Annotated in this window: 25 protein-coding genes and 1 pseudogene; 14 read left to right on the forward strand and 12 right to left on the reverse strand. The window is 46.2% G+C overall.

Annotated features, from left to right (window positions below):
- The first annotated feature begins 106 nt into the window (after positions 1-106).
- The 9 genes from FRZ54_RS13575 to FRZ54_RS13615 all read left to right on the forward strand — a co-directional run bounded on the left by FRZ54_RS13575 (position 107) and on the right by FRZ54_RS13615 (position 8,788).
- Entirely contained in the window at positions 107-1,162 is a 1,056-nt protein-coding gene (locus FRZ54_RS13575) for an AAA family ATPase (protein WP_147032138.1), read from the forward strand.
- Between the two features lie 5 nt (positions 1,163-1,167).
- Complete coding sequence (locus tag FRZ54_RS13580) at positions 1,168-2,049, forward strand: DUF58 domain-containing protein (protein ID WP_147032139.1); 882 nt, start codon at positions 1,168-1,170, stop codon at positions 2,047-2,049.
- 4 nt (positions 2,050-2,053) lie between these two features.
- Complete coding sequence (locus FRZ54_RS13585; RefSeq protein ID WP_147032140.1) at positions 2,054-3,025, forward strand: BatD family protein; 972 nt, start codon at positions 2,054-2,056, stop codon at positions 3,023-3,025.
- A 4-nt stretch (positions 3,026-3,029) separates the two neighbouring features.
- Positions 3,030-4,016 carry a vWA domain-containing protein gene (locus FRZ54_RS13590; protein WP_147032141.1) on the forward strand — a complete coding sequence of 329 codons (987 nt, stop codon included), beginning with the start codon at positions 3,030-3,032 and terminating at the stop codon, positions 4,014-4,016.
- Entirely contained in the window at positions 4,016-5,056 is a 1,041-nt protein-coding gene (locus FRZ54_RS13595) for a vWA domain-containing protein (RefSeq protein WP_147032142.1), read from the forward strand. The genes FRZ54_RS13590 and FRZ54_RS13595 overlap by 1 nt, the downstream gene beginning before the upstream one ends.
- Positions 5,053-5,775, forward strand: coding sequence for a tetratricopeptide repeat protein (locus FRZ54_RS13600; RefSeq protein WP_147032143.1), 723 nt, complete (start codon positions 5,053-5,055; stop codon positions 5,773-5,775). The genes FRZ54_RS13595 and FRZ54_RS13600 overlap by 4 nt, the downstream gene beginning before the upstream one ends.
- A 13-nt stretch (positions 5,776-5,788) precedes the next feature.
- Complete coding sequence (locus FRZ54_RS13605) at positions 5,789-7,588, forward strand: BatD family protein (protein WP_147032144.1); 1,800 nt, start codon at positions 5,789-5,791, stop codon at positions 7,586-7,588.
- The gene (locus tag FRZ54_RS13610; protein ID WP_187359628.1) at positions 7,578-8,351 is read left to right on the forward strand and encodes a tetratricopeptide repeat protein; all 774 of its coding nucleotides are present in this window, start codon (positions 7,578-7,580) and stop codon (positions 8,349-8,351) included. The genes FRZ54_RS13605 and FRZ54_RS13610 overlap by 11 nt, the downstream gene beginning before the upstream one ends.
- A gap of 125 nt (positions 8,352-8,476) precedes the next feature.
- Entirely contained in the window at positions 8,477-8,788 is a 312-nt protein-coding gene (locus FRZ54_RS13615; RefSeq protein ID WP_147032146.1) for a hypothetical protein, read from the forward strand.
- 42 nt (positions 8,789-8,830) lie between these two features.
- Here FRZ54_RS13615 and FRZ54_RS13620 read toward each other — a convergent pair whose 3' ends face one another.
- Entirely contained in the window at positions 8,831-9,553 is a 723-nt protein-coding gene (locus FRZ54_RS13620; RefSeq protein ID WP_147032147.1) for an SGNH/GDSL hydrolase family protein, read from the reverse strand.
- Between the two features lie 248 nt (positions 9,554-9,801).
- On the opposite strand from FRZ54_RS13620, the gene FRZ54_RS13625 reads away from it, so the two are divergent.
- From FRZ54_RS13625 to FRZ54_RS13635, 3 genes and pseudogenes are all read left to right on the forward strand, one after another.
- On the forward strand, positions 9,802-11,292 hold the full coding sequence (locus FRZ54_RS13625) for a TonB-dependent receptor (RefSeq protein WP_228462483.1): 1,491 nt from the start codon (positions 9,802-9,804) through the stop codon (positions 11,290-11,292).
- 95 nt (positions 11,293-11,387) lie between these two features.
- Positions 11,388-12,311, forward strand: a pseudogene (rbsK, locus tag FRZ54_RS13630) (ribokinase).
- An 8-nt stretch (positions 12,312-12,319) separates the two neighbouring features.
- On the forward strand, positions 12,320-13,318 hold the full coding sequence (locus tag FRZ54_RS13635) for a GRP family sugar transporter (protein ID WP_147032148.1): 999 nt from the start codon (positions 12,320-12,322) through the stop codon (positions 13,316-13,318).
- A 33-nt stretch (positions 13,319-13,351) separates the two neighbouring features.
- On the opposite strand, the gene FRZ54_RS13640 is transcribed toward FRZ54_RS13635, so the two are convergent.
- From FRZ54_RS13640 to FRZ54_RS13655, 4 genes are all read right to left on the reverse strand, one after another.
- Complete coding sequence (locus tag FRZ54_RS13640; protein ID WP_147032149.1) at positions 13,352-14,104, reverse strand: peptidoglycan-binding domain-containing protein; 753 nt, start codon at positions 14,102-14,104, stop codon at positions 13,352-13,354.
- A gap of 133 nt (positions 14,105-14,237) precedes the next feature.
- Complete coding sequence (locus FRZ54_RS13645; protein WP_147032150.1) at positions 14,238-14,924, reverse strand: cell division ATP-binding protein FtsE; 687 nt, start codon at positions 14,922-14,924, stop codon at positions 14,238-14,240.
- A 3-nt stretch (positions 14,925-14,927) separates the two neighbouring features.
- Complete coding sequence (locus FRZ54_RS13650) at positions 14,928-15,131, reverse strand: fructose-6-phosphate aldolase (RefSeq protein WP_147032151.1); 204 nt, start codon at positions 15,129-15,131, stop codon at positions 14,928-14,930.
- A 101-nt stretch (positions 15,132-15,232) separates the two neighbouring features.
- The gene (locus tag FRZ54_RS13655; RefSeq protein WP_147032152.1) at positions 15,233-16,258 is read right to left on the reverse strand and encodes an acyl-CoA reductase; all 1,026 of its coding nucleotides are present in this window, start codon (positions 16,256-16,258) and stop codon (positions 15,233-15,235) included.
- Positions 16,259-16,359: 101 nt separating this feature from the next.
- Between FRZ54_RS13655 and FRZ54_RS13660 the strand changes: the two genes are divergently transcribed.
- Together FRZ54_RS13660 and FRZ54_RS13665 are read left to right on the forward strand one after the other, a co-directional pair.
- Complete coding sequence (locus tag FRZ54_RS13660) at positions 16,360-16,713, forward strand: 4Fe-4S dicluster domain-containing protein (protein WP_147032153.1); 354 nt, start codon at positions 16,360-16,362, stop codon at positions 16,711-16,713.
- A gap of 117 nt (positions 16,714-16,830) precedes the next feature.
- Positions 16,831-17,595 (forward strand): C40 family peptidase, encoded by a 765-nt coding sequence (locus FRZ54_RS13665; protein WP_147032154.1) that lies wholly within the window; start codon positions 16,831-16,833, stop codon positions 17,593-17,595.
- Here the strand turns inward: FRZ54_RS13665 and FRZ54_RS13670 are convergent.
- The 7 genes from FRZ54_RS13670 to hisH form a co-directional block, all read right to left on the reverse strand.
- Positions 17,585-21,376 carry a DUF2341 domain-containing protein gene (locus tag FRZ54_RS13670; protein WP_147032155.1) on the reverse strand — a complete coding sequence of 1,264 codons (3,792 nt, stop codon included), beginning with the start codon at positions 21,374-21,376 and terminating at the stop codon, positions 17,585-17,587. The two genes, FRZ54_RS13665 and FRZ54_RS13670, sit on opposite strands and share 11 nt — an antisense overlap.
- A 281-nt stretch (positions 21,377-21,657) precedes the next feature.
- Positions 21,658-22,566, reverse strand: a complete 909-nt coding sequence (locus FRZ54_RS13675; RefSeq protein WP_147032156.1) for a WD40 repeat domain-containing protein — start codon at positions 22,564-22,566, stop codon at positions 21,658-21,660.
- A gap of 83 nt (positions 22,567-22,649) precedes the next feature.
- Entirely contained in the window at positions 22,650-23,237 is a 588-nt protein-coding gene (hisIE, locus tag FRZ54_RS13680) for a bifunctional phosphoribosyl-AMP cyclohydrolase/phosphoribosyl-ATP diphosphatase HisIE (protein ID WP_147032157.1), read from the reverse strand.
- A gap of 15 nt (positions 23,238-23,252) precedes the next feature.
- Positions 23,253-23,630, reverse strand: coding sequence for a hypothetical protein (locus FRZ54_RS13685; protein WP_147032158.1), 378 nt, complete (start codon positions 23,628-23,630; stop codon positions 23,253-23,255).
- Positions 23,631-23,633: 3 nt separating this feature from the next.
- Positions 23,634-24,395 carry an imidazole glycerol phosphate synthase subunit HisF gene (gene hisF / locus FRZ54_RS13690; protein WP_147032159.1) on the reverse strand — a complete coding sequence of 254 codons (762 nt, stop codon included), beginning with the start codon at positions 24,393-24,395 and terminating at the stop codon, positions 23,634-23,636.
- A gap of 13 nt (positions 24,396-24,408) precedes the next feature.
- Positions 24,409-25,158: a 1-(5-phosphoribosyl)-5-[(5-phosphoribosylamino)methylideneamino]imidazole-4-carboxamide isomerase gene (locus FRZ54_RS13695; RefSeq protein WP_147032160.1), complete on the reverse strand. Its 750-nt coding sequence runs from the start codon at positions 25,156-25,158 to the stop codon at positions 24,409-24,411.
- Positions 25,159-25,164: 6 nt separating this feature from the next.
- Positions 25,165-25,755, reverse strand: a complete 591-nt coding sequence (hisH, locus tag FRZ54_RS13700) for an imidazole glycerol phosphate synthase subunit HisH (protein WP_147032161.1) — start codon at positions 25,753-25,755, stop codon at positions 25,165-25,167.
- Between the last annotated feature and the right edge of the window lie 63 nt (positions 25,756-25,818).

Below are 25,818 nucleotides of genomic sequence, written 5' to 3' on the forward strand. Positions count from 1 at the left end.
TGGATTTATACGATTTAACATTATTTAACATTTATAGGTCAAATTTTGTTGGCATAAAATTGACAGGGTGGTTAAGTTTGCCCAGTCAAAAAACAAAAAGGTTTTCATGGAAGATATAAATACGAATGCCGGGCATCCGTCTACCGATGCACCGGCAGCGACTTCATCTTATTCAACAGACATCAGGGCAATTAATGAAATGATACAGCGCGAAAGCGCCTTTGTCGATTTGTTAAAAATGGAGATGGATAAGGTAATTGTGGGCCAGAAATATATGGTGGAGCGCCTGTTGATAGGGTTGCTGGCCGATGGACACATATTGCTGGAGGGCGTGCCCGGATTGGCGAAGACATTGGCTATCAACACACTTTCGAAGGCTATACAGGCCGATTTCAGCCGTATCCAGTTTACTCCCGACCTGTTGCCCGCCGACCTTATAGGTACGATGATCTATAACCAGAAGAAAGAAGAATTTATTGTCAGGAAGGGGCCCTTATTTTCGAACCTGATCCTGGCTGATGAAATAAACCGCGCCCCGGCCAAGGTGCAAAGTGCGCTGCTGGAAGCCATGCAGGAACGGCAGGTTACCATTGGTGATAACACTTTTCCGCTCCCAAGTCCTTTCCTGGTACTGGCAACCCAAAACCCCATAGAGCAGGAGGGAACTTACCCGCTGCCCGAAGCACAGGTTGACCGTTTTATGCTGAAAGTAGTGATCGGTTACCCGAACAAGGAAGACGAAAAGAAGATCATACGCGCCAATATAGCACCGCAGGGCATGCTGAAGCCCAGTCCGGTTGTAAAGCCAGAGGACATTGTTCGCGCCCGCCAGGTGGTAAGGGAAGTGTACATGGATGAAAAGATAGAGCAGTATATAATCGATATTGTTTTTGCAACGCGCTACCCCGAACAATACAAACTTTCAAGCTATAAAAACCTGATAAGCTTTGGCGCATCGCCAAGGGCGAGCATTAACCTGGCGTTGGCGGCAAAGGCTTATGCTTTTATCAAGCGCAGGGGTTATGTGATCCCTGAAGATGTGCGGGCCATCTGCCACGACGTATTGCGGCACCGCATAGGGCTGACTTATGAGGCCGAAGCCGAAAACATGACGAGCGAAGACATTATTACCGGCATATTGAATGCGGTTGAAGTACCTTAATAGCGATGGCAAAAGACACCAAAGAGCTGCTTAAAAAGGTAAGGAAGATCGAAATAAAAACCCGGGGACTTAGCAACCACCTGTTTTCGGGCGAGTACCATTCGGCTTTCAAGGGGAGGGGTATGGCTTTTAGCGAGGTGCGTGAATACCAGTTAGGCGACGAGATACGAACAATCGACTGGAACGTAACCGCACGCTTTAATCACCCCTACGTTAAGACCTTTGACGAAGAAAGGGAACTTACGGTTATGCTGCTGATGGATGTAAGCGGTTCAGGTAATTTTGGTACCATCAACCAGCAAAAGCTGGACCTGGCTACCGAGATATGTGCCGTACTGGCTTTTTCGGCTATTCAAAATAATGATAAGGTTGGCGTGATATTCTTTAGTGATAAAATTGAGAAGTTTATCCCGCCGAAAAAAGGACGCAGCCATATCCTGATGATCATCAGGGAACTGATCGATTTCAAACCGCAAAACACGGGCACGAATGTGGCTGAAGCGCTTAAATATTTTACCAGCGCGATAAAAAAGCGATGCACAGCTTTTATCATATCCGATTTTATAAGTCCGGAATTTGAAGCCGAACTGAAGATAGCCAATAAAAAACATGATATCATCGCTTTGCGGTTGTTTGATAAGCACGAAGAGGAATTTCCCGACCTGGGATTGATCCCGGTGAAGGACGAGGAGACAGGCGAAGTGATATGGATAAACACCGGCGACAAAAAAATAAGGGACGCTTTTAAGATAGAGGCACTCAAACGAAACGCCCATGTAAAGGATGTATTCAGCCGCTCGGGTGTGGATACTGCGGGTATCGGCACACACGAATCGTATGTAAAACCATTAATGACATTGTTTAAAAAACGGGAAAGAAGAAGGTGATAAAATGAAGAACCAGTTTTTGAGAACTGTCCTGGCTTTGGTAATTTTAACCTGTTCCTTTTATAAAGCCGGTGCACAAAATATACAAGCTGAAGCCAAACTGCAGCAGTACACCATCCGTATAGGCGATCAAACCAAACTGTTTATCAGCGTTCATCAGCCGGCAAATGCCCATGTCAATTTCCCCAGGTTAACAGACACCATTACAGGCAAGGTCATTATCGTAAAAGCCAACAAACCGGATACCGCCTACGACCAGGATAACCGCAGTGACGTAACGGTAACGCAAAGCTATCTCATCACCAGCTTCGACGCAGGTACCTATACTCTTCCCGCTTTCTCGATAGGTTCTGAAGGCGGCGTGCTTAAAACAAATGAACTGACGTTGCAGGTTGAAACCGTAAAAGTGGATACCACCAAGGCCATTTACGATATTAAGCAGCCTATGGCGGTAAGCTATACGTTTTGGGATTGGCTGCACGATAATTGGTACTGGATAGCCATTCCGCTGGTGGTGCTTATAGGTATTATCGGACTCATCTTATACCTGCGGAAACGGCCAAAAACCGAACCCGTTATCCAGGTGGCTAAACCGAAAGTACCGCCACACATAGTTGCTTTAAATAAACTGAATGAATTGCGCGACAAAAAGCTTTGGCAACAAGGGCAGGTAAAGCAATACTACATCGAATTAAGTGATATTATCCGCGAATATGTCGAACATCGGTACGAGACAAAAACGCATGAGAAAACTACCGACGAAATATTTACCAGCTTAAAGTACACAGACATTGCCGGCGTGAATAAGGAACTGTTAAGGCAGATTTTAGTTTTGGCCGACCTGGTAAAGTTCGCAAAGGAAAAACCGTTGCCTGCCGATAACGAGCAAAGCATGGACAACGCGGTCGCGTTTGTTAACAACACGCAACGGGTACAACTCAGTGAAAACAGGGAAGGGGGCAATACTCATGTTTAGAGGAATGGAATTTGCCCATCCACTATTTTTTTGGCTGTTGCTCGTGATCCCGGTAATGGTAGCCTGGTATATATGGCGCGAACAAAAATTGCAGGGCACTTTAAGCGTTTCGGCGGTTAAAGGCTTTTCCCTCTCGTCTAAAAGTATCCTTCCGCGGATGCGGCATTTGGCGATAGTTTTACGCTCGCTTGCCGTAGCTGCCCTTATCGTTGCGCTCGCAAGGCCGCAAACCTCGTTAAGCTGGCAAAATACAACCACCGAGGGTATTGATATAGTTATCGCCTCCGATATTTCGGGAAGTATGCTTGCCGAGGATTTTACGCCAAACAGGCTGGAGGCCGGGAAAAATATTGCCATCGACTTTATCAAGGCCCGCCCTGATGACCGTATCGGCCTGGTTATTTTTAGCGGCGAAAGCTTTACCCAATGCCCGCTGACCATCGATCATGATGTGCTGATCAACCTTTTTAAAGATGTCAAAAATGGAATGATAGACGACGGTACCGCTATTGGTATGGGGCTGGCCACTGCCGTAAACAGGTTAAAGGACAGCGAAGCAAAAAGTAAGGTGATCATCCTGCTTACAGATGGGTCGAACAATACAGGTTCGATACCGCCCATTACCGCTGCCGAAATAGCAAAACAGTTCAATATCAGGGTTTACACCGTGGGTATAGGCACTCATGGTTATGCCCCTTACCCTATACAAACACCATTTGGTATTCAATACCAGCGTATGCCGGTGGATGTGGACGAAGGAACGCTTACAAAGATAGCGGACATCACGGGTGGGAAATATTTCAGGGCTACCGATAACAGGACGCTTAAGAATATTTATGAGCATATCGACCAGATGGAGAAAGCAAAAATTGCCGTGACGCAATATCACAAAAAGACGGAATTGTTTTTGCCTTTCGCGTTGATCGCGCTGCTGTGCCTGACAGCGGAGTTTTTATTAAAGAATACCTGGTTGAAAGGAGCGTTAACCTGATGCTGCGATTTGCAAATATCGAATTTTTGTGGGGGCTGGCCATCATACCGGCTTTCATCCTGCTTTATATTATGATAAACAGGTGGAAGAAGCGTGCGTTTGCTCAATTGGGGGATAAAAATGTGGTTAGCCTGCTGATACCGCAGGTGTCGTTCTCCAGGCCTTGGCTAAAGTTTATCCTGTTTATGATAGCGTATGCCGCTATGATAGTTGCCGTTGCCGACCCGCAGATAGGTTCGAAAATGGAGGAGGAAAAACGAAAAGGCGCTGACCTCATGATCCTGCTTGATGTTTCGAACAGCATGCTCGCTCAGGATATGTCGCCTAACAGGCTCGAAAATGCTAAATTGGCCATTACGCAGCTCATTGACAACCTGCATAACGACCGCATCGGCATCATCGTTTTTGCAGGCGAAGCCTATGTGCAGTTGCCCGTAACTACCGATTATTCTGCTGCCAAGCTATTCCTGAACACCATCAATACCAACATGGTGCCGACACAGGGCACAGCGATAGGCGCCGCGATAGACCTTGGGATGAAATCATTTGATTTTAAGGATGGCACCGGTAAAGCAATGATCATTATAACCGATGGCGAGAACCACGAAGATGACGCGGTTGCCGCCGCGCATGAGGCCGCAGATAAGGATGTGATGGTAAACGTGATCGGGATGGGGTCGGAGAACGGCGCGCCGATACCGGTTTATCAAAACGGGAAACAGGTTGGCTTTCATACCGATAGCGCCGGGCATACGGTGGTAAGCAAGCTGAACGAGGATATGTGTAAAGAGATCACCGCTGCAGGCAAAGGCGCTTATGTAAGGGCCACGAATGCGAACAGCGGGCTTAATATCGTGATGGATCAGATAGGTAAAGTGCAGCGAAAAACTTACGACAGTAAAACCTTTAAGGATTTTGAGGACCGTTTCCAATTTTTCCTCGGTTTTGCATTCCTGTTATTGATCATCGAATTTTTTATTTCGAACCGAAAGAATTTAAAGCTAAGCGGTTTGAGGCTATTTGAAGTGAAAAAGACATGAGGTATTTGATCGTAGTCATATTATGTTCATTGGTTTGTCCGCGGCTTTTGGCGCAGGAAAAAAGTTATATAAAAAAAGGTAACGCACTTTACGGCGAAAAGAAATATAAAGAAGCCGAAGATAGCTACCGCAAATCCGTCGCTAAAAAAGGCGGGAACGTGGAGGGTAATTTTAACTTAGGCGACGCACTATATAAACAAAAGAAGTTTGCCGATGCCGGTGCTCAATTTGATAAGCTGGCACAATCGGACGGGAAAAATAAGATGCTGACCGCCCAGGCCTATCATAACCTGGGTAATTCGCTGCTGGAAAACAAAAAACTGGAGGAGAGTATCGAAGCCTATAAAAAAGCCTTGTTGAATAACCCCAAGGATGATGAGACCCGTTATAACCTGGCTTATGCCCAGGAAAAGCTGAAAAAGCAGCAAAACAAGAACAATAAAGACAACAAAAATAATAAGGATAACAAAGACCAGCAGAAGCAGGATAAGAATAACAAGAACGATCAGAATAAGGACAAAAAGGATCAGGATAAAAACCAAAACAAGCCGGATCAGGACAAGAAAGATCAGCAGAAACAGCAAAATCCGGATAAGCTGTCAAAAGATGATGCCGAAAGGATGTTAGACGCTTTGAACAACGATGAGAAACAAACGCAGGAAAAATTAAAGAACAAAAAATTGAAAGGGGCCAAGCTGAAAATCGACAAGGATTGGTAAACTTTTTATAGCAATGAAAGCCAGGTATCTCATATTAATAGTATTGTTGTTTGCGATAAGACCGGTGCTTGCGCAGGATGTGAAGTTTACAGCATCTGCAAGCAAGACAACGGTTGGAACGGGCGAGCAATTCGAGGTGAGCTTTTCGTTGAACGGCAATGGCGGGCAGTTCGATCCTCCCGATTTTGGAAATTTCCAGATATTATCCGGGCCGAACATGTCTACCAGTATGGAGTCCATAAACGGTAATACCACCGTAAGCAGTTCTTACGGCTTCATCCTGATGCCGGTAAAGGAAGGCGATTATACGATAGGGCCAGCCACGGTTGTGGTGAACGGGCGCCGGCTCAGCACAAACCCCATCAAAATAAAGGTAGTAAAAGGAAAGCCCGTACCACAGGGAAACCAGGCACAAAGCGGGCCGGATAATAGCATTACCGAAGGCAGCTCCGCCGATCTATCCAAATCCATCTTCATAAAAGCCATAGCCGATAAAAACAGTGTGTACCAGGGGCAGCAGTTGGTGCTTACTTTTCGGCTGTACACCAAAGTAGGTATCGAACAGAGCCAGGTGGATAATGTACCCGACCTGAATGGTTTCTGGAACGAGGATATTAAACAGCCGCAGCAAACGCAATGGCGTGTCGAGTCCTACAAGGGCGAGCGTTACAATGTGGCCGATATCAAGAAAAATATCCTGTTCCCCGAGCATGCCGGCAACATTACCATCGACCCGATGAAGATGACCTTTATATTAAGGGTGCAGGCTCCGTCGAGGGATGTTTTCGACCAGTTTTTTGGAGCTTATAAGGAGGTGAAATATAAAGTAAGCAGCGCCCCCCTGGTGGTGCATGTAAAACCCCTTCCTGAAGCGGGCAAGCCCGTCGGTTTCACAGGCGCCGTAGGTAATTTTAGCGTACAAAGCTCGGTCGATAAAACGGAGCTCAAAGCTAATGACGCCTTAAATTATAAGGTTAAGGTGAGCGGCTCGGGCAATATCAAGCTTCTGAAAACACTGAACACCGGCTTCCCCGCTGATTTTGAAAAATACGACCCGAAAATAACCGACTCTGTTGATGAGAACGAGAACGGGGTATCGGGCACCCGGGTATATAATTACCTGCTTATTCCCAGGCACCAGGGCGATTTCGATATCGAACCGCTTAGGTTTTCATATTTCAATCCTGCTACTGGCAGGTACAGCACGCTTAACGGCAAAGGTTTTCATATCAAGGTTGCTAAAGGCTTAACAGAAAGCAATGTAACGGCATTTTCTGCAGATAAACAAGATGTGAAAATGCTTGAGAAAGATATCCGCTATATTAAAACAAGTGATTTGGAACTCGCGAAAGCCGGCGAGCAATTCTTTGGTTCTTTCGGCTACTATTTGATGTTGCTGATCGGCCCGGTGGCATGCTTCGGCGCCTACGCTTACCGCAACAGGTTGCGCAAATACAACAGCGATGTTGTAAAAGTAAAAAGCCGGCGAGCGGGAAAGGTGGCCGCCAAACACCTGGCCAACGCACAAAAACAGCTTACTGCTACCAATACCAAAGCGTTTTATGAAGATATATCAAAAGGCCTGTATGGCTACTTGAGCGATAAGTTAAACATTCAATATGCTAACCTCGACCGGGAAACCATTGTATCGGCCTTGAAAGCAAGGTCGGTGAGCGGGTTGCTTACCACACAGTTGCTGGATACCCTCGACCTATGCGAAATGGCCCGCTATGCGCCGGTAACACATATTTCGGAAAAGGAAGTATTTGAAAAAGCAAAAGGTATTATTAATGACATTGAAAATGAGATTTAAAAGATCGCTTAGGATATTGCTCTTTTTTGGATGGTTTTCGTTGCCGTTGTTTTGTTTTGGCGACAGCGAGGCAGACAATCTCTTTTCGCAGGCCAATGCTTTGTATGGAAAAGGGCAGTACAGCGCTGCTACGAAGGATTACAAAAAATTGATGGATGATGGGTACGCATCCGTCGCGCTTTATTTTAATGCAGGGAACGCAAGCTATAAAAACGGCGACATCGCTTCGGCTATACTTTACTATGAAAAGGCGCACAAACTTTCACCCGGCGACGACGATATTAATTTCAACCTGAAATACGCCAATTTGAAAACCGCAGATAAAGTGGATGCCGCCCCGGAATTCTTTTTAAGCAGGTGGTGGAAGGGGCTGATCTTAAGTGTCCCATTAAGCACATTATCCGTGCTGAGCATTATTTTTGTACTGACCGGAGCAGCAGCCTTGACACTTTATTTCTTTGCAGAAGTAGTAATACTTAAAAAAACGGCCTTCTATTTCGCTATCGCCCTGTTCTTTTTGGGCGTCTTTGCCATTTTCATCGCAGGCAGCCAGGCCAGCTATTTCGACAATCATCGTCAAGCTATCGTATTCACCAGTTCGGTTAACGTAAAAAGTGGTCCAGTAGAACGGTCAGGAACCTTATTTGTACTGCATGACGGCACCAAGGTGGATGTTCTCGACAATAGCGGCGGCTGGGTAAAAATAAGACTGGCCAATGGCAGCGAAGGCTGGATACAGCAGTCTGATATCAAAGAAATTTAATATGGGCCGATGAGCTTGCCATTCAGTAAAGATCTGTCGTAAAACGCCCTGTGATATGCCGCATTTGCACATTTGATTATGCCTGATGGCGGGCTACTTTTACTTTCTATAATTTGATAACCATCATGAAAATTGTAAGGGTAATTTATACTACCACCGCTGAATTTGCACCGACAAACCAGGAAAATATCAGGGCCATTGCGGATGAGGTGAAAGCACTTGACCATCCCGGCATCCGTTACAGCACCTATCTGCTGCGCGATGGAAAAACATTTATGCACCTGGATCATTTCGACAGCGAAGAATCACACCAGCTTTTAACGGAACTTGAATCCTTTAAAAAGTTTGATGAGGAACTTTGGGCCAGCGGATTAGAAGTTGAGCCCAAGTTGGAGATACTCACCATGGTGGCATCTTCGGCCAGTATTTTTAGTTAATAATACTGGCCGGTATTTTTTTGACAAAACCTGCTTTTTACATTATTTTAACCCAAGTACCTGGGTCAATATCGGCTGTTTCATAGTGGCCACATAGATCACATTATGCCCCGCATTATTTACATGAATGCCATCCCCGGCCGAGTAAACGCTTTTGATCGAATAGTCAGGGTTGCTCAGGTCGTCCAGCGAATCATCCACATGGATAGTGTAGGTGCTGATGATCTTATCGTCCAAAGTCTTCAGGCGCATCCGCTGGTCGGCAGTTGCAAAGTTGCGCGGCTGTGTACCTCCGATGATATATTGCACTTTTGCCGAATCTAGCGTATGAGCCATTTTTGCATAGTTGTTCATGATCTCGTCATCCGAATAATTGTCAGCAATATCGTTTGTTGGAAACGCGATGATCACCAGCGCAGGTTTGTACGACAGCGCCTTTGTAATATTCCTTGCTGTGTCCGGATCGGGCCTTGAGGCAACATGATAGCCTGTAGGCATCGCCTGGTAAGTTACATAGCCGGGCGCGGCGAGATTTATCACGTTGGCTTTTGTGCCGCCCTTGTTGATGGTTGCGGTCATTCTTTTTGCCCAAGATGAATCGATAGGCGAGGCGCCATCTCCAACGGCGGTGGACGATCCGAGGATCACTATGGTAGGTGTAATCTGGGGTTGGGGATCTGGATTCTGAGGATCAACAGGAGTGTTTTTCTTACAGCCTGCGCAGCATATCGCTAATGACAACAGGCTTAGCTTCAATAACTTCATTTCTTACTTGTCTAAATTCATAGGTGATGTCCGTGTAATACCGACACCCTGAGAATTACAAGTTTGGTAAACCATTTGTTTTAATTTTTTTAATTTGTATTTAATAAATTGTAGTTTATCGTAATATTTTACACCTCAGCGCATTACATCGGTATTTCATTTTTTGAACTGTTATTCCGGGAAAAAGTCTTATTTTTATGCTGTCTTTCCCGTTTATCTTAGTCAGCGCACTATCCATCTATAAGTGTATGAGTATCATCCATAATAAAGATCTTGGAACAAAACAAAAAGCCCTTGCCATCAATCTCGATCCATCTATTTACGGCTCGTTTGCCGAAATAGGCGCCGGCCAGGATGTAGCGGCCAACTTCTTTAAGGCGGGCGGTTCTTCGGGCACCATAGCTAAAACGATGTCGGCCTACGATATGGTGGTGTCAGATGCTATTTACGGTGCGCAGAAAGTACGGCGCTATGTGAGCGAGCAGCGCCTGATGGCAATGCTCGAACACGAATACAGCCTGCTTATCGAGCGACTGGCGGTACAACGGGGCGAAAACACAACTTTTTTTGCTTTTGCCGATACGGTTTCGGCGCTTAATTACCACCGGACAAACGATGCACACGGCTGGATGGGCGTGCGTTTTCAGCTGGAGCCAAACGGGCCGTTCAACGATGTTATCTTGCATGTCAAGTTGCTGGATACCGATAATAACCTGCAGCAGCAAACGGTAGGCATACTTGGGGTTAACCTGTTGTACGCCTGCTTCTATTATCACGGCAACCCGCTTATTTTCCTGCTTTCGCTAATGGACGATATGCCCCGCGATCGTATCCAGATAGATATGATCCGTTTCGACGGGCCGGGCTTTGACAAAGTTGATAACCGGCTGATGAGCCTTCACCTGGTTAAATACGGTTTTTCGGATGCTGCCCTGTTTGGTCCCGACGGCCAAAATCTGCAGCCATCGGAGGCCTTATATAAAAAGCACATCGTGATGATACGCGGGCGGTTCCGTCCCATTATCAACGTGCACCTGGATATGCTTAACAATGGCGTGAAGCAGTTTTTGCAGGAACCTGATGTGGATAAGGATAACGTTGTTGTTATTACTGAGCTTACATTACAGGCGCTGAAAGAACGGGATGCCGACCAAAGCGCGGAGATAGATGAAAAAGATTTCCTCGACCGCGTGGATATCCTTTGCTCGCTGGGCCAAACCGTAATGATCTCGAATTTTCACGAGTATTATAAACTCGTTGCTTTTCTTTCAAAGATCACCAAACTGAAAATGGGTGTGGTACTGGGGTATCCCAACCTGGAATATATTTTCTCCGAAGCTCATTACCAGGATCTTCCCGGCGGCATCCTCGAGTCGTTCGCCACATTGTTCAGCCGTAAAGTTAAGCTGTTCGTTTATCCTACGTTTAAGGATGGAACCATCTATAATTGCCTGCGCTTCTATCCGCCTCCACACCTGATCGATCTTTACCGCTATTTGATAGCAAATAATAAGATTGAGGATATTCGCCATTATAACGAAAAGAACCTTCATGTACAAACCGACAAGGTATTGCAGATGATAAAACATGGCGAAGCAGGATGGGAGGAATATGTACCTGCCGAAGTTGCCGCGATGATAAAAGGCCGTTCGTTGTTTGGTTATGCCGCGCCGGGTGCGCCCGCCAAAACGGATACTGCCGCTACTGACAGCGCCGGAACAGTGGTTGACACCGCCTGAAACGTCCTTTTTATTTTCCACATATTTATTTTATATCTTTAGTCAAACCCGGGGGTAACTGCCCGGCGGTGTCTTCGCACACAGAACCTAAGATTATGAGATCATCCATCCTTGTGGTTGGCAGCACCAATACTGATATGGTGGTGAAAGCCGGCCGATTACCCGCGCCGGGCGAAACCGTAATAGGCGGCACTTTTTTTATGGCCCAGGGCGGTAAAGGCGCCAACCAGGCGGTGGCTGCTCAGCGACTCGGTGGATAGGTCACGTTCGTTTTCAAAACAGGCAATGATATTTTTGGCGAGCGGTCGGTACAATTGTTCAGGCAGGAGGGGATTAATATTGACCACCGTGTAATTGACGCGGAGCTTGCTTCGGGCGTAGCGCTTATCACCGTTGATAAGAATGCGGAAAACTGCATTGCCGTGGCTTCCGGCGCAAATGGTTCGTTAACGCCTGCCGATATACCCCCGGTAGCCAGGTTGGTGGAAGCCGCATCGGTTGTTTTAACGCAGCTGGAGATACCCATTGAAACCGTAAGTTATGTGGCTGAACTTGCCGCTGCACGTTCACGTACCCTCATCCTCAACCCGGCACCGGCTTGCGCCTTGCCCGAAACATTGCTTAAGCATGTATCGGTTATTACTCCCAATGAAAAAGAGGCTGAAGTACTATCGGGCGTAAGTATTACCGACGATAAAAGCGTAAGGGAGGCAGCCTCGGTCATTCGCGCAAAGGGCGTAAATACAGTTATTGTTACACTGGGTTCGCGCGGCGCGTTTATCAGTGGCCCGGGTATAGAAAAATTTATTGCCGCACCCAAAGTGGAGGCAGTAGACACGACAGCGGCCGGTGATGTGTTCAACGGCGCACTGGCTGTGGCGCTGTCAGAAGGAAAAGTTTTGGAAGATGCTGCACGCTTTGCCTGTAAGGCTGCTGCAATAAGTGTAACCCGGTTGGGTGCCCAACCCGCAGCGCCTTACCGGAAAGAAATAGAAGATATGCAATTTAAACTATCATAATTTAAGCTATGTTCATTGTTCATACTTACCCGCTTGCAGTGGCGCTTTGTATCGTCACCATGCTATGCTGGGGTTCCTGGGCCAATACGCAAAAATTGGCCGGCAAAACACTGAGGTTCGAGCTTTTTTATTGGGATTATGTGCTGGGCATTTTATTGTTCTCGCTTATCTCGGCGTTTACCCTTGGCAGCTTTGGCAGCGAGGGCAGGGGATTTATCACCGACCTGCGGCAGGCCTCTTCTTCAAACCTGGTAAGCGCGTTTATAGGCGGGGTGGTTTTCAACGTGGCTAATATTTTATTTTCAGCCGCTATAGCCATAGCCGGCATGGCCGTGGCCTTCCCGGTAGGCATCGGCCTGGCACTCATTCTGGGCGTTCTGCTTAACTATTTTGTCGCGCAAAAAGGAGACCCGGTTTTTCTTTTCGCGGGCGTTGCATTTATCACACTGGCGATTTTGCTTAATGCCATGGCCTACATGCGATCTGGTGGCAACAAAAAGGCGTCGGCTAAAGGAATCATCCTGTCGCTTATTGCCGGTTTACTTATGTCGTTCTTTTACAGGTTTATAGCAAGGGCCATGGACCTGGATGATCTTGTTCACCCCGCAGCAGGTAAAATGACACCGTATACGGCGGTGTTTATATTTTCGGTTGGGATATTCATATCCAACTTTCTGTTCAATACCTTATTGATGCGTAAACCGATAGACGGGTCGTCTGTCACATACCGGCAATATTTTGCCAACCGTTTACCTATACATTTAGCCGGAATTTTGGGCGGCCTTATCTGGGGCATCGGCAATTCCCTTAACCTGGTAGCCGCGGGCAAGGCTGGTCCTGCTATTTCTTACGGGTTAGGGCAGGGGGCCACACTGGTAGCTGCATTCTGGGGCGTATTTATCTGGAAGGAATTTGCCAAAGCGCCGAAAGGAGTAGGCGTTTTGCTTTCATGTATGTTCCTGTTCTTTATCGTGGGTTTGGGGTGTATCATTTATTCGGGGGTGTAACGCGAATAAATGATACGATAATACAAAAGGATTTCAATGTTGAATAAATCCAACATTGATCGAATTGATCGAACGCGCATTTCTTCTGAATACCCCTATCCCGTTGCTGCTGCCTCCGGTGTTGGTATTACCTTCAATGGTTGTCATTAAACCGTTGACTACTTTTTCAACTATGCCGGTATGTCCATGCCCGCCGCCGGTGGAAATAATGAATATTTGTCCCGGAAGTACAAGCGATGGGTTATCAACGGCGTCATCATGCAATATTTTAGTACCCGTTGTGTTTTCCCATTCGTTAAGTACTCCACCTGTCTTGAACATCGGATTCGCGATGTCTAAGCTTTGACTGGCTTCTTTAAAACATGAATAAACGAATGCCATGCACCACGAAAAGCCGGGGCCGAGGCCGACATTTGCGAGGTAGGCGTTAACCTCCGGACCGCTGTTACTCCCTAATGGGTTTTCCATTACCCCAACATGGCTGCCGGCAACCCTCAAGACCTCGGTTAACAGGGGATTAGGCGCGTTTAAAACTGGTGGTACTGTGGCCCTGCCAAACAGCGACGACCAGGTGGCGGGCCCGATAACACCGTCGACGGTAAGCGGGTTGCCATTGGCATCAGGAAACCGGGTTTGAAATAGTTCAACGGCATTGAAGGTGTCGTCGCCAAAACCTCCGTCAACTCCTATAGGGCCGCAGCCCATGGCGTTCAATTGTTGCTGCACAGCCCGGACAATGTCGGCGTGCGTGCTGTTTCTTTTGATGCTAAATCCTGGGTAATTCATGGGGGTGTTTTAATGATGAGATTTAATAACTAAATCTACGGCTTACCCCGCCAGTTGTCAACCCGTAAAAACACCTTTTTTAGCGCCTGCAACTACGTAAAACTACTGAATTTGAATGATTTTTAAAGTTGCCTTAAGCTATCTGCACGTCCTCAAGCACTTTGCCGCTTTCACACTTGATAATACGCGACGGAAAAGTGCGAATGATGTGATAATCGTGCGTGGCAACAAGCACGGCGGTGCTTGATGATTGGCTGATCTGTTTTAGCAGCAAAATTATCTCTTCAGAAGTTTCCGGATCAAGGTTTCCGGTAGGTTCGTCAGCAAGAATGATCTCGGGATCGTTAATAAGTGCACGGGCTATTACAACGCGCTGTTGTTCGCCGCCTGACAGCTCGTGCGGCATCTTTTTCAATTTGGAACGAAGTCCCACTTTTTCCAGTACGTCAAGGGTACGTTCGGCTATCAATTTTTTATCCTTCCAGCCGGTTGCCTGCATAACAAATTGCAGGTTTTCTTCCACGGTACGGTCGGTAAGCAGTTGAAAATCCTGGAAAACAATACCCAGTTTCCGGCGCAGGAACGGAATGTCTTTTGTGCTCAGGGTTTTAAGCTCGTACCCGCATACGTGTCCGTTGCCGTCGGCAGCCATCAGGTCGCCGTAGATCACTTTAAGCAAGCTGCTTTTACCCGAACCAGTCGCGCCTATCAGCCAAACAAAATCGCCCTTATCAATATGCAGGTTCACATTGGTTAACACCAGGTGTTTCTGCTGATAGATATTTACACCACTAAGTTTTATAATTGAATTTCCGATCATTTGCTATAGTTCTAATTTCAGGATCTGACCGAATGGCAGATCCTTTACAATATTCATAATATACGCTGCCTGGCTGCCCAGACCCACTTTGTCCAGCGATTTTTCCGGCCTGTCAACCCTGAAATAGGCAAGCAAGGTAAACTGGTCGTCGCGCAGTTGCACATAATCCGGTATTTTGGCAACGCCCTTTACTTTGATAATATACATTTTAGCTGAAAGCTGAAAGCATAAGGCTCAAAGCTTTTATGATACATTAGTTTTCTGCTTTTCGCTTTAAGCTTTCTGCTCTTTCCAAAGGTATTGTTATTTTAAAGCTTTGTCAAGAAATCCATTGTATCCACGCCGTCGGCGTAATCCCATAGGGCAGGCTGCTGGCTTTGCCCTAAGTCAACCACCTGGTTATTCACATCTAAACGCGCCGTGCTAACAATACATTGTATGTTTTCGCTTTGTTGTTGCAATAATTCCTGAACCGAGTCAATGCTATCATAATTTTCATAAAATAGCACGGCCAGCGGCGATGCCATGGCTTTATCTTCCTTCAATAATAAAAAGCCGTTATCAAAATGCTGGTCCCTGTTTACCAGGTAGATCGATTTATTATAATCGTAGTTGTTATTGTATTTATGATGATCGATAATGGCTTTATAAGGCTCTATTGCCTCGAAAAATGGGACAATGTCGTACCCTGGCGGCACAAAAAGTTTGGAAACATTACGACAACCCAGGCCATAGTAATCAAAAATATCGCGGCCCAGGGCAAATAATTGATCCTTCGTTTCATCTCCGGTCAGTACCGCTACGCTGTTCCGGTTTTTACGGATAACATTGGGCACCTTGCTAAAATAGTAGTCAAAGTAACGCGAGGTATTGTTGCTGCCGGTAGCTATTACGGCGTCAAAGCTGGTCAATCTTTCTATAAATGTGTATTTATCGCCCAAGGCCGGCTCGATAAGCGCTAATCTTTTTAACACCTCTTTTATCAACCTGTTGTCCTGCGACGATGATTTGATGAGAGCATGATTGCCAGATATCAGTACACATAATACATCGTGAAAACCAACAAGGGGAATGTTGCCTGCAAGCACCAATCCCACCTGTTTATTGACCCCCATACGCTCTATTGGATACCTGTTCAGCCATGTTAGCAGATCTTCTTTGTTTAGCATTCGGCCTACGGCCTTTACGGCTTTCTCCACGCTATCCGCTGTAAACCAGGCGTTATAGTAATGTTCATCACGAATTATAGCAGATAGTTCATCGTCGGGGCAACTTAATTGCGTTCCTAACGTAGAAAATACATCTGCTAAGTAGGGTATTTCAAATTTTGACATAGAAATGGTGGGTAATTAAACCCTCAAACTGTTTTTTTGTTATATTTGCATGCTATTTTAGCAAGGCAAAGGTATATCAGATTATAAGATATTAAGAAAATATGGCGATTAAAATCACCGATGAATGCATAAACTGCGGGGCTTGTGAACCTGAATGCCCAAATAATGCAATTTACGATGCAGGCGCAGCATGGCGTTTTTCGGACGGAACGGGATTAAAGGGGTTGATCGATTTTGGCGATGGCAATACGCTGAATGCAGAAGAAACCCAGGCTGCATTGTCGGATGATATTTATTATATCGTACCGGATAAGTGTACAGAATGCGTTGGTTTTCATGATGAGCCCCAATGTGCAGCCGTTTGCCCGGTTGATTGCTGTGTGGACGACGAGGATGTTCGCGAAAGCAAAGAAGAATTGTTAGCCAAAAAAGAATGGCTGCATATGAATGAGTAGTTAAATATTTTAGTTTTATAACGAGGGGATGTATCGAAATATACATCCCCTTATTTTTTTTATGAATTTTTTAAACTATCGTTGCGTAATTTTTTTATACCCATCGAAACCTGAATAATGGAATACGGTATTTGTAATCTCGCTGTAATACCCCTGCGCGCCGAACCAAGTGATAAAAGCGAACAGGTTTCGCAGATATTGTTTGGCGAGGCGTTTGAAATTACTGAATGGCAGGAAAGATGGGTAAAAGTAATTACCGCTGCCGACAATTACGAAGGCTGGATCGGCAGGCTGCAATTTACCATGCTGGGCCATATAGCCTATAAGAGCCTGTTGCAAACCCCAGCTCCGATAACCTACCGGGCGGTAACCCAGGCGTGGAAAAAACCCGACAACAGTGTACTTTACCTGCCGGTTGGCAGTTCCCTGGTGTTCCTGAAGGGTACTACCTGTCATATTAATAACGAAAAATTTGAGATCATCGGCGAAATAGGTGAGACCGAGGCCCTTGACGTGACAGCAAAATCGTTCCTGAACACCCCTTACCTTTGGGGCGGGCGCACGCATTACGGTATTGACTGCTCTGGGTTTACACAAGCTGTGTTTAAGCTGCAGGGGATTCACCTGCGCAGGGATGCCTGGATGCAGGCTGAACAGGGCGAAACGGTCAATTTTATATCAGAAGCTAAACTCGGCGATCTCGCGTTCTTCGATAACGAAGAAGGGCGCATAACACACGTAGGCATTATGCTTAACAGCGGACGGATCATCCATGCCTCCGGCCGTGTCAAGGTCGACCCTATAGACAGCCAGGGTATCTTTTCTGAAGAACAGAAAAGATACACCCATAAGCTGCGTATCATTAAACGCTTTAATCTTTAACAAAGCTGGTTATACCAACCAGACTTTTACTTTTGGTATTGGTTACCTGTACCAGGTATGTACCAGGCTTCAGGTCGCCGACACTGGCCTTCCAGTTCGATTGCTGCGACGAAGATTGCTTGACGACGGTCCCAGCCGAGTTCATGATCCTGATGGTATAAGCTGCCTGCGGGTTGGCCGGTGCCATGGTCAAATTAATTGTGGTTGCAGTGGGGTTTGGATAGATGCTTATTTTACTAATATTATCCTGCTGTATGGAATAATTCAGGTTTACTGCATTTGAATAAGTAGCATCGTTATTAAGATCGAATTGTTTTATACGGTACAGGTTGTCGCCAATAACTGGCTTTTTATCAAGAAAAGTGTAGTTACCGCTGCTGTTTGAAACCATACGGCTTATTTGCTCAAACGAGCCGCCTTTGTCGGCGCTTCTTTCGACATAATAAATAGTATAATCATACTCATTTTTTGCCTTCCATTTAACAAGGGAGCCGTCTTTGGTTTTTACGGCGTCGAGATTCAGCAATTGCGCGGTCAATTTAGGGTTTTGGCCAATGATCAGCTGAAAACGATTGGTCCCAAAACTTGCGGGATCGCTCAGGTTGATATCAAAGCTGTATGTCAAAGCCTCGCGCATATTTACCGAGTCGCTGTTCAAATTATCCTTCAGCCAAATGCCGTATATAGCCGGCAGGTCGCGTAACTCTGATAGTTTAAACTGATAAGTGCCGCTGGCTGTCGCACTGATGAACAATGGCATTACCTGTACTGTTTTTCGGGGAAATGGCACCGTGCTGATACATAGGTTTACACTGTCGCTTGATAAAACCGACATGCTCTCTTCCGCACCCATACCGCCCATATCTTCGGCGTCCTCCAGGCTTGAGTAAACCGCGGATGCCTTATCGTTCAGCCGAATAACTATTTCGTCGTTATTTTTAGCATCCTTAATTAATTGCAAGCGTACCAAAGGCTCCGGTGCAACGGTAGTGGCCTTGGGCTTGCCCATCAGGTCGTTCATTTTGGTTATAGATGGCTGCGCCGTTGTTTTGGCCGTTTCCCGGAACGACAGGGTTTGCGTGGTCGAACTTGCCCTTACAAAAAAGCCCTCACCACTGGCTATCATATTTGTAGCCGAACCGACGGCGGTGCCGGGGTCAAGGTTTGTTGTAGTGTCGGCAGTTGATACCGCGCCCGCTTTCTGCATATAAGCTTCAAATTGCTTGGTAGTAGCGTTCCACATATATATGGTCGAACCAAGTCCGCCGCTTCCATAAATAGATGAATTTGAAACGGTTGAGTTCCTGTTATATTTCTCCCAGTTGATAGTTGATGCGTACGGGTTGCCAACAAAGGTAAAACCACGTGTTGTAGAATTGGCTAATGTAGTGGTATAGGATAGGTTGTTACCCAGTCCATTGGCGCTGTTAGCGAACCATAGTTTAACATTTATGGTGCCGGTGTTCAATGTGCCGGTTTGTGTTAGGGTAACATCTTCAGGGTAATTGTACGGGAGTGTGGTTTTTGTTCCGGCGGTACTTCCATTGTTGTTCTTATTTCCGCGGAAAAAGAACAGTACGCCGTTACCCACCGGGATATTTACTGTGGTGTCGGCAATATTAGCCGTTGTCAGCCGCTTTTGCGTGCCAATATCGTAAGCATTAGCGTTATTGATCTTGGCGATGCCCTTCCAAAGACCGGTGGTATAGTTAGCGTCGCTATGTAACAGGTCTTCCCTGAATAAATAGGTGGATGGATTGGTGCTTGGCGTGGCGTTAAAGCCTCCTCCGGATGCACCGGATACCAGGACACTATTTTGCAGGTAGTTGATATCGTAAACGTTGACGCCTGAGACAGTGCCAGTATATACTGCAGAAGAGATAAGCCGGTATGCGCGTTTGGAAATATCTGTCGGGTAGCTTCCCTTCACAAAGCGTTCAACATTTACTGTGCCGGTAATGCTGCATCCCGCAGGTATAGCGGCAAAATTTGCTGTTTGTGCCTGGGTGCTCTTCAACGTAAGCGAAGCCGGCGACGATTCGATCACAAGGTTGCCCTTGGTGAGCGTAAGCAGGCTGTAAATGTCTACCGGTCCACCGCTGATATCTATCGTTCCGGCAACGGAGTTATTCACCTCCATTGCGCCAAGCTGTGCCGTACCGGCAGTGTTGCTGCCGTAGTAATACTGCGAAGTAAGGGCGCCGTTCCAGGTTATTTTTGATGAGTAATTGTTGTTATAAAGTATCTGCCCGCCGCTGCTGTTGTAAATATTGCAGCCCACGCTTAAAGTTTTCCCGTTAAGGTTGACATAAGCGCCCGAACCGATGGTGAGCGCATAACAGCCTGTGCTGGCACCAAGCGTGGGATAATTGGACAACCCCGCAGGAATAATCCAGCTTACATTTGAATTGACAGGAGCCTCGTTGGAAACGCCGGATGTTGTGTTGTTCCAGTTATTAGGATCGCTGGCATTGGTATTAACCCCTTTCCAGGTGTAAGTAAGATAGCCGGCAACGGTTGACGCCCGGGTAGAGTTAGTTTGCATCGATCCGGCCGTCGTAAATGTCGCGGCGTCCCGCTGATTGATATATTCGGCTTTCACCCAATCGGCAGAAAGCGTTGCGCCGATGATATGGGCCTCGTCCATGGTGCCGGTGTAACTTTGGCCGCCGGGAGTGTGAAGCCCGCTGCCACCAATATTATTATTTATATAATCGCCAAAAGAAACCATGTCCACTGCGCCTGAGAAAGGCGGATTCCCGCTGTTCGAAGTGGGGCCGGTCACCAATACGCCGTCTATATAAAGCCAGCTTTGTTTGGTTGATGCCTTGTAGGTATAAGCGTAGTGATGCCATACATTCGCGCTTGGCGCCGTGCCGTACTGAACCAGGGGCGTCTTCCTGTTGGCCCATCGCCAGGTTTGCACGCGGGGCAGCGGCGTAACCGCGGCTTCAACAAGTATACCCAGCTGCGTGCCGTTACCTGTTGTAGCCGGGTTTGTGCTGTTTTCAAGCACGATGAAGTTTGCTGTATGCGGCGGCGTGCTCGGGTAGCTTGCCCATAGCGACAACGACTGGTCATCCTGCGAGTTTGGCATGCCTGTTACTCCTGTGGCCATTACGGATGTTGCCGATAAAGTGATACCGGCTCCAATTTCCGACGCTGTGTTTTGGGTAACGGTACCGGTACTTACTGTTGAAACATCGTTACTGTGTACCGTACCGTCGGCAAACTGTGGCGCAGTGCCCGACGGATCCTCGTTAAAGTGGTAAACGCCGCCGTAAGTAATGCCGGCAGTTGCCGTTACATTGCTCCAGGTTTGTTTTTGCCAGGCAGTGGTGTGCGAAACCAATGTAGTACCCGTAGGCCCGAAATAAACATAGAACTTGTTTAAGCCGTTGGCCGAACCGGTTTTATATAAGGTGGGTACCTTTACCCAAAAATAGATAGTACCGGTGGTGCTGTCCCAGCTTTCTATCTGGTAATTCAGTTCAGTAGAGGTGGAATAGGCGCTATCGATAATAGCAAATGGCGGAATAGAACTGGAACCCCCCGTTTGATTTTGACAGGGCCCTGTAACAAAAGTCGGACTGACCACTTTTAGCAGCGCTACAAAGTTGGTTTGATCGGTACTTATCCCTAATGAAGTATTGTTGATGGTTAACGGAATGCGGAAAGCATAATTGTCGTAATAGGTTGTTTGTGAATGGGCTGTTTTACCGGACAGTATGATCACGATCGCGATCAGGGCTGTTTTTAGTAAAGTAAATGTTCGTTCCATAGTCGGTTAAGGCTAAGTGATTATCGGTTGTGAATAGAGTTGAATGCATGGATAAACAAATAACAATTAATAGAAGGCAGATGTAATTATAGGTTAATGACATAGGGGAAATCCAATAACCATACGGTTATTTTACGCCCTGGTTTCAGTAAAAGTTGCGTAAAGCGGAAGGGTAATTTTTAGTATACTGTTATACAGCAGAATAATCCGCTTAACTCAAGTTAATAAATTGGTAACCAGTTTGTTACACCTTCGAAAGATGGCGTTTTTGAGATGCTGTTTCAGTCAAATGATAAACGCCAGATAATGATGGCCTTATCGTCGCTTACCGAAATAAGCTCATCGCCGTTCCAGGTAAGTTTATTAACCGAAAGTTTATGAGTGTTGTGACCCTTCTCGCGGCTGATGATCTTATACAGTTTAAAGTCGTCAGAACCCCAGATTTTAATGCTTTTATCCATGCTCGCGGTTGCAAAATAGGGTTTGGAGGGATGAAATGAAATGTGGTTAACCGCGAACATATGTGCCGGGATGCTTTTGATCAACCCGAATGACGCGGTGTCCCATATTTTCAACTGCGCATCGCGCGAACCGCTGACCAGGTAAGTACCATCGGGCGAGAATTGTACGGCGAAAACAGGCATGATGTGCCCGTGAAGAGTTTTTGATAGCGAATAATCTGCGAGATCGTAAATCTTTACCGTATTATCGCGGCAGGCAAACGCGACAATTTTTTCATCGGGCGAAATGGAGATGCTGCGTATGGTATCATGTGATACCTTGACCGTATAAACCTGTTCCAAAGTCAGCAGGCTCCAGATAGACACCGTACCGTCCTCGGATGCCACCAGAAGCTCCTTCTTGTTTCCTGCTGATTTAATATCGAAGATGGGCGCCTTATGGTGACGGAGCGTTTTGATGATCTTTTGCTCAATAAAATCAAACACCAAAACGTCGCCGTTACGCAAACCCGCAAACAGCAGGGGATACCCGGCAGGGCAATGGATGGCATAAATGGAAGCAGCTACCGGGAACATCACTTTAATGAAGGAATTATCCTTCAGGCTCCATTCCACAAGGCCCTTATCATTCCCGCCCGTAAACAGGATACCAGGCTTTTGCGAAAGCTCCAGGGTAAATATCGGGTTGCCGTGACCGGTAAGTTCTGCTATTTTTTCTGCGGTGATCATTAGTCGATGGTCAATGGACCATAGGCCATAGTTTGAGTCGAACGACACTGTCGACTATGGACTATTGACTATGGACTTAAGACTTATTTATGTCTTTCCTCTAAATTCTTCGCTATTGTCTCTAAACTCAGCCCTTTTTCGCGAAGCAAAACGATCAAGTGAAATATCAGGTCAGAGGTTTCGTCTATCATTTCAGTTTCGGATTGCGCCAGCGCGGCAATTACGGTTTCGACGGCTTCTTCACCTACTTTTTGGGCGATCTTGTTCAGACCTTTATTGCGTAATTTATTGACGTATGAGCCTTCCTGTGGATTCTGATAGCGATCATTAACGATCTGTTCCAGTTGCAGGATGAAATTCTGATTATAATCCGTATTGAAACAACTGCGGGCGCCCGTATGACAGGTAGGGCCGTCGGCCGTTACTTTTATCAGCAGGGTATCGTTATCGCAATCTTCAGCTATGCTTTTTACATGCAGAAAGTTGTTGCTGGTTTCCCCTTTGGTCCACAGCCGGTTCTTCGAGCGCGAAAAGAAGGTAACTATATTTTCAGCAACGGTTTTATCGTAGGCTTCCCGGTTCATATAACCCAGCATCAGTACTTCCAGTGTATGCTCGTCCTGTATAATTACCGGGACCAGCCCGTCGCCTTTGTTGAAATCGATATTCATTTAGTTTTTGAAGTATTAAGGTAACAGGTATCGAGTTTTAACTAAAGAGAGCCATTTTTTATAATTATCCATTTGTGTTTGGTCAAAATTCTCAGAATATCTTTCAATTGTCTCAATACACTCGTCTACGACTGATACATTATAATTGAGCCCTATTAATTTCCGTTCCTTTTCAGGTCGAAATTCTTCTAAAATCAAAACAGAAGCCCATAAATTAATATAATATTGCCACTCCATGAGAAAGCCAATAAAAATGGATAGCTCGAGTGAATTAGCTAAAGAAGATAGTTTTTGATAAAGCTCGCCTCTGCCTATTTCGATATTAAATGGGCGTTGTTTGTCGAAATAAGCATTTCTGCAGGTCCGTAAGAAACTATCTGAATAGCTATTCATGTTTTAATTAGTCTGCCTCACCTCTATATTGTTCTTTCTCAAAACCTCCTTCAGATCCGGTATCAAAATCTCGCCATAATGAAAAACCGAAGCCGCCAAAGCCGCATCCACATTGGTTTGCTCAAACACATCCACAAAATGCTGTACCGAACCGGCACCGCCTGACGCGATCACCGGTATATGCACCGCATCGTTTATTTTTTTAAGGAAGCTATTATCAAATCCACCCTTAGTGCCATCGTGGTCCATGGATGTAAGCAGGATCTCGCCTGCACCGCGACTTTCAGCTTCCAGTATCCAGTCAAATGTTTCTTTTTCGGTTGCTATGCGGCCGCCGTTCAGGTGTACCAGGTTTTGATCGCCAACACGCCGGGTATCCACCGCCACGATAACAAACTGCACCCCGAAAGCTTTTGCCAGCTCATCTATCAGAGCCGGGTTGCGCACTGCAGCCGAATTGATGGATATTTTATCAGCTCCTGCCTCAAGCAAGGCGTCCGCGTCGGCAATTTCGTTGATGCCCCCACCAATAGTGAAAGGGATGTTGATCTGTCTTGCAACGGCTTTTACCAGTTCGACCATGGTCTTCCGGCGCTCGTGTGTGGCGGTAATATCCAAAAAAACCAATTCATCGGCACCTTGCTGCGAATAGTTCCAGGCCAGTTCAACCGGGTCGCCCGCATCGCGCAGATCGACGAAGTTGACGCCTTTTACAGTGCGGCCATCTTTAACATCCAGGCAAGGGATTATTCTCTTTGAAAGCACGGGGTCGGGGGCTTTATATTGAAATAAGTGACTTCAAGTTCCAGTTTTTGATCTCTTCGATAGTGATCTTCCCCTCATAAATGGCCTTGCCAACCACGCACGATTCAACCTTGATCTTACTCAGCTGGATAATATCCTTCATTGAACTTACGCCACCTGAAGCTATAAGTTTAATGAACGGCGAATGGTCAAGCAGTTTTTGATACAGGTCGACACCGGCGCCGCCCAATTTTCCGTCTTTGTTAATGTCAGTGCAAAGGAACCGGAAGAAACCCAACTGCAGGCATTTATCAACGTAATCCATTAGTTTAATGGGCGAACTTTCCATCCAGCCCGAATATTTGATCACTTCGTCAAGTACATCGATAGCGACGATCACCTGGTCCGAACACTTGTCCTTACCGCATATTTCCTGGGCAAGACTGGTCAAAAAGTTAGGGTTGGTGATAGCTTGTGTACCTACAATAACGCGGAAAACTCCCGCGTCGATAAGCTCCTTAACTTTATCAATGCTCCTGATTCCGCCGCCATATTGAACCTTCATATCGGTTTTACGGATAACATCAAACAGGTATTGCTGGTTGCTGAAATCATTACGGGCGCCGTTAAGGTCGATGATGTGGATCATATCTGTACCATATGACTGGTACTGCTCTATCATCTCTTCCAGCGTAACGTCGTACTCTGTTACCTGTTCGTAATCACCCTCGCGCAGCCTTACTACTTTTTTATTTAAAATATCTATTGCAGGTATTATGTACATGTCTGTTTATATGTTTGAAAAGTTAGTTAGTAATTGTTCGCCGTACTTGCCCGATTTTTCGGGGTGGAATTGCACAGCGTAGAAGTTGTCCTTCCAAATTGATGCCGAAAACTTTGTACTATAAGTGGTTGAAGCCAAAGTATATGCTTTATTGAACTCAATAAAGTATGAATGTACAAAGTAAAAATGTGAACCGTTAGGAATATTTTTAAAAAGTGGATTGTCCATTTCCAGTTCAACCCGGTTCCAGCCGGTATGCGGTACTTTGTATCCGGCGCTGTCGGCAAAGCGTATAGTTTGTAGCGGGAAGATATCCAGCATATTAGCATCGCCCTCCTCGGAATGGGCCGTGAGCAGTTGCATACCCACACAAATGCCCAGGGCAGGCCTTTTAAGCGATTTTATCTTATCAACCATGCCGCTTTGTTCCAACTTGTTCATGGCAGCGCCGGCGTGTCCTACTCCGGGGATAATAAAGCGGTCAAACTGTTCAAAATCGGGCTCACTATATACCATACCATATTTTATGCCTAAGCGCTCCAAAGCTGCAGTCAAGCTGAAAATATTCCCGGCGCCGTATCTTATTATGCCTATCATTTTTCTATTTAGAATCAAGAACCAAGAGTCAACAATCAAGAAATGCCTGTCCTGGCTCTTGAT

The sequence above is a fragment of the Mucilaginibacter ginsenosidivorans genome (assembly GCF_007971025.1).
GTDB classification, from domain to species: domain Bacteria; phylum Bacteroidota; class Bacteroidia; order Sphingobacteriales; family Sphingobacteriaceae; genus Mucilaginibacter; species Mucilaginibacter ginsenosidivorans.

Excerpts from the sequence above, each read along its gene's own strand:
- FRZ54_RS13575 (WP_147032138.1), top strand. The coding sequence starts at position 107 with ATGGAAGATATAAATACGAATGCCGGGCATCCGTCTACCGATGCACCG.
- FRZ54_RS13580 (WP_147032139.1), top strand. The coding sequence starts at position 1,168 with ATGGCAAAAGACACCAAAGAGCTGCTTAAAAAGGTAAGGAAGATCGAA.
- FRZ54_RS13585 (WP_147032140.1), top strand. The coding sequence starts at position 2,054 with ATGAAGAACCAGTTTTTGAGAACTGTCCTGGCTTTGGTAATTTTAACC.
- FRZ54_RS13590 (WP_147032141.1), top strand. The coding sequence starts at position 3,030 with ATGGAATTTGCCCATCCACTATTTTTTTGGCTGTTGCTCGTGATCCCG.
- FRZ54_RS13595 (WP_147032142.1), top strand. The coding sequence starts at position 4,016 with ATGCTGCGATTTGCAAATATCGAATTTTTGTGGGGGCTGGCCATCATA.
- FRZ54_RS13600 (WP_147032143.1), top strand. The coding sequence starts at position 5,053 with ATGAGGTATTTGATCGTAGTCATATTATGTTCATTGGTTTGTCCGCGG.
- FRZ54_RS13605 (WP_147032144.1), top strand. The coding sequence starts at position 5,789 with ATGAAAGCCAGGTATCTCATATTAATAGTATTGTTGTTTGCGATAAGA.
- FRZ54_RS13610 (WP_187359628.1), top strand. The coding sequence starts at position 7,578 with ATGAGATTTAAAAGATCGCTTAGGATATTGCTCTTTTTTGGATGGTTT.
- FRZ54_RS13615 (WP_147032146.1), top strand. The coding sequence starts at position 8,477 with ATGAAAATTGTAAGGGTAATTTATACTACCACCGCTGAATTTGCACCG.
- FRZ54_RS13620 (WP_147032147.1), bottom strand. The coding sequence starts at position 9,553 with ATGAAGTTATTGAAGCTAAGCCTGTTGTCATTAGCGATATGCTGCGCA.
- FRZ54_RS13625 (WP_228462483.1), top strand. The coding sequence starts at position 9,802 with ATGAGTATCATCCATAATAAAGATCTTGGAACAAAACAAAAAGCCCTT.
- FRZ54_RS13635 (WP_147032148.1), top strand. The coding sequence starts at position 12,320 with ATGTTCATTGTTCATACTTACCCGCTTGCAGTGGCGCTTTGTATCGTC.
- FRZ54_RS13640 (WP_147032149.1), bottom strand. The coding sequence starts at position 14,104 with ATGAATTACCCAGGATTTAGCATCAAAAGAAACAGCACGCACGCCGAC.
- FRZ54_RS13645 (WP_147032150.1), bottom strand. The coding sequence starts at position 14,924 with ATGATCGGAAATTCAATTATAAAACTTAGTGGTGTAAATATCTATCAG.
- FRZ54_RS13650 (WP_147032151.1), bottom strand. The coding sequence starts at position 15,131 with ATGTATATTATCAAAGTAAAGGGCGTTGCCAAAATACCGGATTATGTG.
- FRZ54_RS13655 (WP_147032152.1), bottom strand. The coding sequence starts at position 16,258 with ATGTCAAAATTTGAAATACCCTACTTAGCAGATGTATTTTCTACGTTA.
- FRZ54_RS13660 (WP_147032153.1), top strand. The coding sequence starts at position 16,360 with ATGGCGATTAAAATCACCGATGAATGCATAAACTGCGGGGCTTGTGAA.
- FRZ54_RS13665 (WP_147032154.1), top strand. The coding sequence starts at position 16,831 with ATGGAATACGGTATTTGTAATCTCGCTGTAATACCCCTGCGCGCCGAA.
- FRZ54_RS13670 (WP_147032155.1), bottom strand. The coding sequence starts at position 21,376 with ATGGAACGAACATTTACTTTACTAAAAACAGCCCTGATCGCGATCGTG.
- FRZ54_RS13675 (WP_147032156.1), bottom strand. The coding sequence starts at position 22,566 with ATGATCACCGCAGAAAAAATAGCAGAACTTACCGGTCACGGCAACCCG.
- hisIE (WP_147032157.1), bottom strand. The coding sequence starts at position 23,237 with ATGAATATCGATTTCAACAAAGGCGACGGGCTGGTCCCGGTAATTATA.
- FRZ54_RS13685 (WP_147032158.1), bottom strand. The coding sequence starts at position 23,630 with ATGAATAGCTATTCAGATAGTTTCTTACGGACCTGCAGAAATGCTTAT.
- FRZ54_RS13695 (WP_147032160.1), bottom strand. The coding sequence starts at position 25,158 with ATGTACATAATACCTGCAATAGATATTTTAAATAAAAAAGTAGTAAGG.
- hisH (WP_147032161.1), bottom strand. The coding sequence starts at position 25,755 with ATGATAGGCATAATAAGATACGGCGCCGGGAATATTTTCAGCTTGACT.